The 9,544-nt window shown below is 72.9% G+C and carries 9 protein-coding genes; all 9 read right to left on the bottom strand.

The annotated features are described in order from the left end of the window. Nucleotides 1–763: LacI family DNA-binding transcriptional regulator (locus D471_RS0129045; protein ID WP_017601867.1), on the bottom strand; the 763-nt coding region annotated here is incomplete at its 3' end. A 126-nt stretch (nucleotides 764–889) separates the two neighbouring features. Continuing rightward, complete coding sequence (locus D471_RS0129040) at nucleotides 890–1,960, bottom strand: C45 family autoproteolytic acyltransferase/hydolase (RefSeq protein ID WP_017601866.1); 1,071 nt, start codon at nucleotides 1,958–1,960, stop codon at nucleotides 890–892. Further along, nucleotides 1,957–2,985, bottom strand: coding sequence for a P1 family peptidase (locus D471_RS0129035; RefSeq protein ID WP_017601865.1), 1,029 nt, complete (start codon nucleotides 2,983–2,985; stop codon nucleotides 1,957–1,959). The genes D471_RS0129040 and D471_RS0129035 overlap by 4 nt, the downstream gene beginning before the upstream one ends. Beyond that, complete coding sequence (locus D471_RS0129030) at nucleotides 2,982–4,043, bottom strand: P1 family peptidase (RefSeq protein WP_017601864.1); 1,062 nt, start codon at nucleotides 4,041–4,043, stop codon at nucleotides 2,982–2,984. The genes D471_RS0129035 and D471_RS0129030 overlap by 4 nt, the downstream gene beginning before the upstream one ends. Beyond that, nucleotides 4,040–4,801, bottom strand: coding sequence for an ATP-binding cassette domain-containing protein (locus tag D471_RS0129025; RefSeq protein ID WP_017601863.1), 762 nt, complete (start codon nucleotides 4,799–4,801; stop codon nucleotides 4,040–4,042). The genes D471_RS0129030 and D471_RS0129025 overlap by 4 nt, the downstream gene beginning before the upstream one ends. Then, nucleotides 4,798–5,778 carry an ABC transporter ATP-binding protein gene (locus D471_RS36790; RefSeq protein ID WP_017601862.1) on the bottom strand — a complete coding sequence of 327 codons (981 nt, stop codon included), beginning with the start codon at nucleotides 5,776–5,778 and terminating at the stop codon, nucleotides 4,798–4,800. Before D471_RS36790 ends, D471_RS0129025 begins: the two co-directional genes overlap by 4 nt. Beyond that, the gene (locus D471_RS41435; protein ID WP_206538983.1) at nucleotides 5,775–6,281 is read right to left on the bottom strand and encodes an ABC transporter permease; all 507 of its coding nucleotides are present in this window, start codon (nucleotides 6,279–6,281) and stop codon (nucleotides 5,775–5,777) included. The genes D471_RS36790 and D471_RS41435 overlap by 4 nt, the downstream gene beginning before the upstream one ends. A gap of 358 nt (nucleotides 6,282–6,639) precedes the next feature. Next, nucleotides 6,640–7,605 (bottom strand): ABC transporter permease, encoded by a 966-nt coding sequence (locus D471_RS0129010; RefSeq protein ID WP_017601860.1) that lies wholly within the window; start codon nucleotides 7,603–7,605, stop codon nucleotides 6,640–6,642. A 1-nt stretch (nucleotide 7,606) separates the two neighbouring features. Then, entirely contained in the window at nucleotides 7,607–9,223 is a 1,617-nt protein-coding gene (locus tag D471_RS0129005) for an ABC transporter substrate-binding protein (RefSeq protein ID WP_017601859.1), read from the bottom strand. Nucleotides 9,224–9,544: the final 321 nt, after the last annotated feature.

Below are 9,544 nucleotides of genomic sequence, written 5' to 3'. Positions count from 1 at the left end.
GGGCGGCCAGGCTCGGGGCGACCGCGGCGGCCACACCGTCCGAGGCGCACACGAGGGCGTCCACGTCGGGGTCGGCGTCCAGCAGCGCCCCGACCTCCCGTTGCAACGCCTCGGGCTCCGTGCCGAAGGCGACGGTGGCCACCGAGGCCTGGAAGCGGTGCGCGCGGCACCAGGAGTGGTAGGCCGACTCGATCGAGCGGGCCCAGTCGGAGTCGGTGGTGGAGGCCAACAGGGCGATCCTGCGGGCGCCGTGGTCGCGCAGGTGGTCCAGGAGCAGGCCGGCCTGTCTGCCGTGGTCGGACCAGACCACGCCGGTCGGCCGCGCCCCGGCCATCCGCTCGCAGGTGACCACCGGCAGACCCGAGGCCATCAGCCGGGCGGCCATGGGGTCGCTGTGCACGGGGTCGCACAGGATGAGGCCGTCCACGCGGGGGACGGCCGCCCTGCGCGCGTGGTGGGCCGACACGATCAACGTGACGTCGTACTCGGAGTCGGCGACGGTGTTCAGGACTCCGTGGACGAAGGCCAGGTAGTACTCCGAGCGGACGAGTACCTGGGGGATGTACAGGCCGACGGCCCCGGTGGTGGAGGTCCGCAGGGACCGTGCCGAGCGGTTGGTGGCGTACCCCAGGCGGCGGGCCGCCGAGACGACGCTCTCACGGGTCGCCTCCGACACGCGCCCCCGCCCACGCAGGGCGTCGGACGCCGTGGTCTTGGAGACGCCCGCGGCACGGGCGACGTCGACGATCGTGACCGCGCTCAAGGATGCCGATCCCTTCTCCGTATGGACTCCATCATGCCTCGCAAGCCAGGGTAGGACCACCGGGGCGACGGCGGCCCCCGCCGGGCGGGCCGCGGCGGCCCGCCCGGCAGGACCCGCGAGCACGGTTCAGAACACCTGCCATGATGCGGGTGCGGCCGTGCACGGAGTGCCCTCGTGGAACCACAGCACCCCCGCCTTCAGGTCGAGTGCCGCGGTCAGCAGGGTCTGCCACCGCTTGTGGAAGGGCAGATCCGGGTCCGCGTGGCAGCACAGCGGGGCGCCGTCCTCGGAGTGGACCGCGATGCCCAGGGCGCGCTCGGGGACGGTGTCCGCCGCGAGCCGTTCGCGGTTGCGGCCCAACAGGTCGAGCCTGGGGTAGCTGTCGGAGGTGGCCCGCGCCATCTCCCCCCGGGCCAGTTCCGGGTCGAGGAAGTGGTTGGTGTGCGTGAGCAGGCCGTCCTCGGGCCGGATCACCGCTGAGCCGCCCGCGCTGAGCTCCACGCACGCGGCGTCGGACCCTCCCCCGTCGTGGGCGACGAGCGTCAGCACCGTCGAGGCGGACACCCGCGCCGAGCGCGCGATCGCGATCGCCTCGTCCAGCCCCCGCGCGCGGTCCAGGACCTCGCGCGCCACCGCGTGCACCGGGACGCCGATCCCGTCCCCGTCCGCCGCGTGGTTGAGGATGTTGAAGTGCACGCCCACACCCGCGTCGTTGAGGCCGATCTTGCCGAGCATGCCGAACTCGGCGAAGTAGCGCACCTCCACCCCGTCGGCGGTGACGTGGCGGACCACCTGGGCGTCGGGGTTGGACTCGTCGTGCCAGTCCCAGGTCTGGAGGGTGATCGGCGCACCCCTCTCGGGCAGGACCACGGAGGTGGAGCACTCCCCCTCGCCGGTGGCGCCCACGGTGGCGAGGATCTCCGTGCGGGCGTTGAGCATGCCCAACTCCCACGTGGGACGCCCCGAGCCGTCGGCGAGGCCGCGCACCTCCTCGCCGAGGTCGGACGACCAGCGGTCGATGGCGTCGACCGAGGCGGCGCCCAGCTCGGGAAGGTCGGCGGGACGTACCCCCACCGCCTCGAACAGACGCCGGTAGAAGCGGACGTTGAGCGCGATGCCGTCGGCGCCCGCGGCGCCGACGAGCTTTCCCCTCGCGCGGGGGTCCGGTGTGTCGGCGATGAGCCGTCTGACCGTCATCGGACGGCACCCAGCACGGCGTCCCAGGCCACCTCGGAGGCGACGGTGGCCAGTGCGACGGAGTTCACCGAGTTCTCCCCGAGCGGCGGCGCGCCGGCCGCGGGCAGGTCGACCTCGTCGGTGGTGAGCGCGAACAGGGTGTCCCCGTCGTGGTTGGTGTGGAAGGGCTGGATGGCCCGGTGCATGGAACTGTGCACCTGGCGGCCGAACAGCCGTAGATCCTTGGCGGCCAACCGTACGTTGGTCACCACCACGGTCACCGTGGTGTTGCCGGCCTCAGTGGTGGGGGCGACCCCCTCCGACAGCGCCCGGGCGTAGTCCTCCCGGGGGTGGCGTCGGGTGCCCGTGGCGGCGTCGTAGTTGCCGCGCACGACGGTGCCGTCGCGGTCGACGACGACGCCGACCGGGTTGACCACGGTCACCACCAGGATCCGGACGTCGCCCAGGCGACGGAAGGCCGCACCCTGTCCGGAGAACTCACAGCGCGCGGCGGCGATCTTTCCCGCGGAGGCGCTGATTCCCGCGCCCGCGCGGCCCACCGTGACGGAGCCGGGCCGGGCCGCGAGCAGGGCCGCGCGTCCCAGCGCCGCGTCGGGCACCACCGCGTTGGGTCTGGCTCCCAGGTCGTAGACGACGGCGCCCGCGACGGTGCGCAGGTCCCGCCAGCCGACGCGGTTGCCGGTGCGCAGGAGCAACTCCTGCTGCACCCCGGTGGCGGCGGCCAGGCCGTAGGAGGAGCCGCCCGCCACGCACACGGCGTGGTTGAACTCCTCGTAGCGGCCGACGATACCGATCGCTCCGCCGCGCGCGTCCACGCTGGTGCGGGCGCCGGCGGGCACGGAGACGACGGTGGCGCCGGTCGGGCCCTCGGCGTACTCGGCCGTGCCCACCTCCACTCCGGGGAAGTCGAAGTCGACCGTTCCGGAGCCGTCGCCGTGGACGGGGACGAGCCGGTCGAAGTCGTCGTTGCCCGGTCCCGGCTCCCAGTCGGGGACCGGGACGAGCCGGGGCGAAACAGTGCTCACTGCTGCTCCTGAGGGTCGTTGGTGCGGTGGGGGCGGACACTGCCGAGGACGGCGTCCCAGGCCGCCTCGGCGGCGATGGCGCCGACGGCCACGGAACGGGGGACGTCGTCGGCGCCCCGGCCCAGGTCGATCTCGTCGGTGGTGAGCGCGAACAGGGTGTCCCCGTCGTGCTCGGTGTGGAAGGGGACGATCGCGCGGTGCATGGATCCGTGGACCTGGCGTGCGAAGTGGTCGAGTTCCCGGTCGTCGAGGGCGGCGTTGGTGACCACGACGGTGAGGGTGGTGTTGCCGTGCTCGGCGCGCGGGACCGCGGCGGCGTCCAACGCCGTCGCGTAGTCGGAGTCCAGGTGGCGACGGGTGCCCGTGGCGGTGTCGTAGTTGCCGCGCACGACGGTGCCGTCGCGGTCGACGATGACTCCGAGGGGGTTGACCACGGTCACCACCAGCACGCGGACGTCGCCCGCGCGGCGGAAGGCCGCCCCCTGCCCGGCGAACTCACAGCGGGACCAGTCCACCTTGCCCGCCGACGCGGAGGCGCCGGCGCCCACGCGCCCGACCGGAACGGAGCCGTGCCCTGCGGCGCGTACCGCCTCCCTGCCCAGGCGGGCGTCGGGGACCACGGAGTTGTCGCGGGCGGAGAAGTCGTAGATGACCGCGGTCGAGACCAGGCGCAGGTTCTCCATGGAGGTGCGGTTCCCGGCGCGGGTCAGCAGCTCGGCCGCGACCCCGGAACCGGCCCCGAGGCCGTAGACCGAACCGCCGGTCAGGCACACGGCGTGCGCCAGGTACTCGAAGCCGCTGCTGAGCCCGATGGCCCCGCCCCGGGCGTCGATGGCCATACGCGCCCCCGCGGGGACGTGGACGACGGTGGTTCCGGTGGGTCCCTCCGGGTAGGTGGCCACGCCGACCTCGACCCCGGGGAAGTCGTAGTCGACGTGCCCGTGCGGGCGGCCCGGTCCCGGCGTCGGCGACAGGTCGGCGTTGCCGGGCCGGTCCCCCCAGGTGGGGACGCCGGTGAGGCGGGGCGCCTCCGGCGGTGGTTCGGGACTGGTGTTCACGTGGCCTCCAGGAGTCGGCGTGAGTAGGGGTGTCGGGGAACGTCGTGGAAGACCGACGTGGGCGCGGTCTCCACGATCTCGCCGCGGAGCATGACCGCGACGCGGTGGGCGACGTAGCGCACGGCGGCCAGGTCGTGGGAGATGAACAGCGAACCGAAGCCGTGCAGCTCCTGCAGGTCCCGGATCAGGTTGAGGATCTGGGCCTGGACCGAGACGTCCAGGGCGCTGACCGCCTCGTCGAAGACGATGAAGCGCGGTTCGGTGATCAGGGCTCGGGCGATGGCCACCCGTTGGCGCTGGCCCCCGGAGAGTTCGTGCGGGTGGCGCGTGTCGACGCCCGAGGGCAGGCCGACCCGCTCGAGCATCCGCCGGGCGGTCTCCCGGTGCGCCCGCAGGGAGGAGCCGTCGCGGGCGGCGAGCGGTTCGGCGACCGTCGCCCCCACCTGGAGCCGCGGGTTCAGCGACCAGTGCGGGTTCTGCAGGACCGCCTGGATCGCCCCCGGCCTGCGCCGCGCGCGGCGCATCGGTTCACCCAGGAAGGTCACCGTCCCCGATGTGGGGCGGCGCAGACCCAGAGCGACCGCTCCGGTCGTGCTCTTGCCGGAGCCGGACTCGCCGACCAGGCCGAGCGTCTCGCCCGCGGCGACACGCAGGTCGACGCCGCGCATGGCGTGCAGGACGCGGCGCGCGCGCCCTCGGCCGGAGGTGAAGACGGTGTCGACGTCGCGCAGTTCGACCACGGTCTCGGGTGTGCTCACGATGCCGCCTTCACGTCGGAGGGTGCGGTGGCCTGGGACTCGGGCCGCAGGCACAGGACCGTGCGGCCGTCGACGTCGCGGGGGAGGGGGCGGTGGCCCTCGCAGTCGGCGACCGCGCGCGGGCACCTCGGGGCGAAGGCGCAGCCCTCGGCGCCCGCCGCCAGGGTGGGCGGACCGCCCGCGATGGCCGGCAGGCGACGCCCCGGGACGGCGTGGGCGGGGTCCGACTGGGACAGCGCGCGGGTGTAGGGGTGTCGCGGGTCGTCGAGCACGGTGCGGGTGGCGCCGTCCTCGACGACCCGGCCCCCGTACATGACCGCGGTGCGGTCGCACCAGCGCCCGACGGCCCTCAGGTCGTGGCTGAGCCACAGCACCCCTGTTCCCTCGTTCCCGGCCAGGTCCATCACCAGGCCGGTGACCTCCTCCCGGGACTGGGCGTCCAGGGCGGCGGTGGGCTCGTCCGCGACCAGCAGCCGGGGAGCGGCGGCCATCACCGTGGCGATGACGATCCGTTGGGCCATACCGCCGGAGATCTCGTGCGGGTACAGGCGCAGCACCCGGTCGGGGCGGTCGATACGCACCCGCTCCAGCAGGTCGACCGGGTTCCGGTCCTCGCCCGCCGACCCGCGCAGGGCGAGCCGCATCTGGCGTCCGACACGCAGTGTGGGGTCCAGCGCCCCGACCGGGTCCTGCGGGATGAAGCCGAGGACGCGCCGGCGCAGGTCGCGCAGTTCCCGGGGGTCGAGCGAGAGCACGTCGCGGCCGTCGACGGCGACGGTACCGCCGGTGGCGACGTTCGACGGAAGGAGCCTGCCGACGAGCAGTCCGAGCGTGGACTTGCCCGATCCGCTCTCGCCGACCAGGCCGACCCGCTCGCCCGGGGCGACCGTCAGATCCGCTCCGTCCAGGGCACGGGTGAGGCCGTGCCGGGTGGTGTAGTCGACGGTCGCGCCGTCGACGCGCAGCAGGTGGTTCACAACGACCTCGCCTTCCGGGGTTCGAAGCGGTCCCGCAGGCTGTCACCGATGACGTTGATGGCCACGATGGCCAGGACCAGGATGACGCTGGGCGCCAGGAGCGCCCACGGCGCCTTGACCATGTAGACGGTGCCCTCCTGGATGAGCAGTCCGAGCGAGGAGCCGGGAAGCTGGACCCCGTACCCCAGGAAGCTCAGACCGCCCTCGACCAGGATGGCGACGGACAGGGCGTAGGTGGTCTGCACGGCGACCGTCCCCGAGACGTTGGTCAGCACGTGTCTGACCATGATCCGCGGGGCGCTCACCCCGCTGATCCGGGCGGCGGTCACGTAGTCGCGGACGCACACCAGCCGGGCCGCCGCGCCCACCATCCGGGTCATCAGCGGCACGGTCACCAGCACGATGCTGACCAGTGCCGCGGTCCGACCCGGCCCCACCACCGACGCGACCAGGATGGCCAGGACGATGGCGGGGAAGGCGTACAGGACGTCGCCGATCCGCATNCCCCCCCGCCGTGGTAGCCGGCGACGATGCCGCCCGCGGTGCTGATCAGCGCCGTGCACAGCACCGCGGCGGCGGAGACCACCAGGGTGGTGCCCACGCCCTCGATCACCCGGGGCAGCAGGGAACGCCCCAGGCTGTCGGTACCCAGCGGGTACTCCGCCGTGGGCGGGGCGAGCCGGGGTCCGACGATGGCGGTGGGGTCGCCGCCCACGCCCGCCAGCGGACCGGCGACGGCCGCCAGAATGAGGAACGCGAGGACGCCCACGCAGGTCAGGGTCAGGGCGTCGAAGGAGGCGACGACGTCCCGGACCGGGGTGCGCGACCGCGCGCGTTTGGCGCCGCCGGTGGCGGTGTCCTTCATCGGTTCCTCCCGGAGACGGCCACCCTGGGGTCGAGCAGGCCGGTCGCGATGTCGACGATCAGGCTCATGAGGACGAACACGGTCGTGGCGAGCAGGACGCAGGTCTGGATGACCGGGTAGTCGCGTCGGCCGAGGCCCTGGACCAGGTAGGAGCCGACGCCGGAGATGTCGAAGACGCTCTCGACGATGACCGCGCCGCCCAGGAGCATGGCGGTGATGGTCCCGGTCAGGGTGAGCACCGGCACGGCCGCGTTGCGCAGCACGTGGTGGGTGATGATGAACAGCCGGGTCTCCCCGCGGGCCACGGCGGCGGACACGTGCGGTTCGACGAGGACGTTGAGCACCGAGTCGCGGGTGGCCCGTGCGGTGGCCGCGATCGCGAACACCGCCAGGACCAGGGACGGAGGCAGGAGGGCGACGATCGTTCCGCCGAGGTCCCGTGCGGGTGAGCCGACCGCGCCCACGCTCAGCCCCAGCGGGAGGCTGGACAGGGCGAAGACCACGATCGCGGCCAGGACGTAGTCGGGGACGCTGATGCCCAGGCTGCTGACCAGCCGTCCCGCCGCCGTCGATCGGGCGGTTCCGGTCCGTGTCCCGGCCAGGACGCCCAGCGGGACGCCGATGACGACCGTCCAGACCACGGCCATCGCGGTGAGCAGGGCGGTGACGGGCAGCCGGGCGGCGAGTTCTCCCGCGACGGGCTCGCCGCTGGCCAGGGAGTGGCCGACGTTGCCCGTCACCGCCTGGCCGAGCCAGAGCAGGTACTGCTCGCCCACGGTGCGGTCGAAGCCGAACTCCGTGCGCAGCGCCTCGCGTTCCTGAGCGGAGGCGAGTGGACCGAGGACGATCTGGGCGTAGTCCCCGGGCAGGAGCCGGACGGCCGTGAAGATCAGCACGGAGGCGCCGATCAGGACCACGGCCGCGCCGAGCAGCCTGCCGGGGAGCCAGGTGAGGAGGCGCATGTCAGGAGCTCACGAGACGGAAGTCGGTGATGTTGCGCAGGATGTCGCCGTACCCCTCGACGGAGTGCAGGGTGGGGCTGACGGCGTCGGTCCGGTAACCGATGACGCTGGGGCGCGTGACGAGGGGGACCACCTCGGAGCGCTCGTCGACGGCGGTGCACAGGTCGGTGAGGGCCTCCTCGCGCTCCGGTCCGCGCGGGGTCTCGCCCACCTGGACGACCAGGTCGTTGACGGCGGGGTCACCCGCCATGAAGTCGGCCGTGAACGCCGCGGTGTCGGTGTTCCACCAGCGTGAGACCATGCCCGCGTCGCCGTAGCCCGCGTACCAGCTCACGCCCATGTCGACGGTCGCGGTGGAGCCGCTGTAGAGGGCGGCGCCGAAGGAGGCGTCGTCGACGATGTCGATGTCCACGCTGAGGCCGTGCCCGGCCAGCTGCTGCTGGACGACCTGGGCGATCTGGCCGGGGGCCGTCTCGGAGTTGAAGGTGACCAGGGACAGTTCGATCTCGGTGACGCCCGCCTCCTCCAGGATCTCGGCGATCTCGTCGTCGCCGATCCGCGCGGAGGGCAGTTCGCCCGCCGGGCAGGCGTCGGGCAGTGCGGCCGGGGCGACCCCGGTGGGGCGGGCGTGGCCGCCCAGGGCCAGTTCGGCCAGCTGGGTGCGGTCGACGGCGGCGTTGACGGCGAAGCGCACGCGGTCGTCGGAGAGCGGGGAGTCGGGGTCGGCGGAGTTGAGGATGAGGTAGTAGAAGTCGGTGTTCTCCTGGAAGACGACGCGGGCCGCCGGTTCCGCCGCCAACTGGTCGAGGGTGTCGACGTTGTTGAAGTAGGCGAAGTCGCTGCTGCCGTCGCGCAGGGCCGCCGCGCGGTTGAACTCGTCCTCCACGATCGAGATCTCCAGGCGTTCGACGGCCGGCGGGTCGCCCCAGTAGTGCTCGTTGGACTCGAAGGTCCAGGACTCGTCCTGCGCGTGATTGGTGGCGACGTAGGGCCCGGTGCCGATCATCTCGGTGGTGACGTCGACGGTGCCGTCGTCGACCTCCTCCATCGGCAGGATCCCGGCCGGGGTGTTGGCCAGGGCCCCGAGCAGGGCGGTGTGCGGGCGGTCCAGGTGAACGGTGACCTCGTGCTCGCCGGTCTCCTCGACGCTCTCGACGGGACCGAGCTGGGCGGCCCACGTGGACTCCGACTCCAGGAGGAATTCCAGGCTGCGCCGCACGTCGCGTGCGGTCATCGGGCGGCCGTTGGAGAAGACCGCGTCGTCGCGCAGGGTGAACACGTAGGTGGTCGGGTCGGGGGTCTCCCACGACTCGGCGAGCGAGGGAAGGAACTCGAACTCCGGTCCTACCTCGACCAGCGTGTCGTAACTCAGTCCCATCAGGCTCCAGGAGCGGGCGACGTCGGCGGTGCGCGGATCGAGGCCGGCGGCCTCGGCGGTGTCGTAGTCCAGGTCGACACGGAGGGTGCCGGTGCCCTCCAGTGAGTCGTCGGCCACGGCCAGGTACCCGGGCTCCTGTTCGGCGGCCGGGTCCGCGGCGGGACCGGGGTCCGCGCCGCAGGCGGCGAGTGGGACCAGGAACACGAGCGCCGTACCCGCGGCGGCCAGTCGTTTCGTCATGGTGGTCGTCCTTCGGTCGGCTGGGGGATCGGCCTCCGGACACGTTCAGGACCGGGGCCGGACACCGGAATGCCGGATCGTTCCGGCGTCCTGTGAACCTAATGTGACCCGCTCCACACGTCAAGGGGGTGGTGTCGGTTTCTTCTCCAGAAATTGCAGGTCACCGACTACTGAGTGGAGTCCCTGTGCGTCGTGAAGTGAGCGTTGACGGCGGATCCGGGTCCTGTTTAGGCTCCTTATGCCGGAACGATCCGGCATGGCATGCCTCGGTGAACGAACCACCGTTCGCCGATCGGGAGGAGGCGACGTGTCCCACGCACA

Source organism: Nocardiopsis lucentensis DSM 44048 (assembly GCF_000341125.1).
In the GTDB taxonomy this organism is placed as follows: Bacteria; Actinomycetota; Actinomycetes; order Streptosporangiales; family Streptosporangiaceae; genus Nocardiopsis; species Nocardiopsis lucentensis.
The sequence above is the reverse complement of the archived record's forward strand: the minus strand, read 5'-3'. Positions and strand labels throughout refer to the sequence as shown.

What these genes read in the sequence shown, in the direction of transcription:
- D471_RS0129040 (WP_017601866.1), bottom strand. Translation starts at nt 1,960, where the DNA reads ATGACGGTCAGACGGCTCATCGCCGACACACCGGACCCCCGCGCGAGG.
- D471_RS41435 (WP_206538983.1), bottom strand. Translation starts at nt 6,281, where the DNA reads ATGCGGATCGGCGACGTCCTGTACGCCTTCCCCGCCATCGTCCTGGCC.
- D471_RS0129010 (WP_017601860.1), bottom strand. Translation starts at nt 7,605, where the DNA reads ATGCGCCTCCTCACCTGGCTCCCCGGCAGGCTGCTCGGCGCGGCCGTG.
- D471_RS0129005 (WP_017601859.1), bottom strand. Translation starts at nt 9,223, where the DNA reads ATGACGAAACGACTGGCCGCCGCGGGTACGGCGCTCGTGTTCCTGGTC.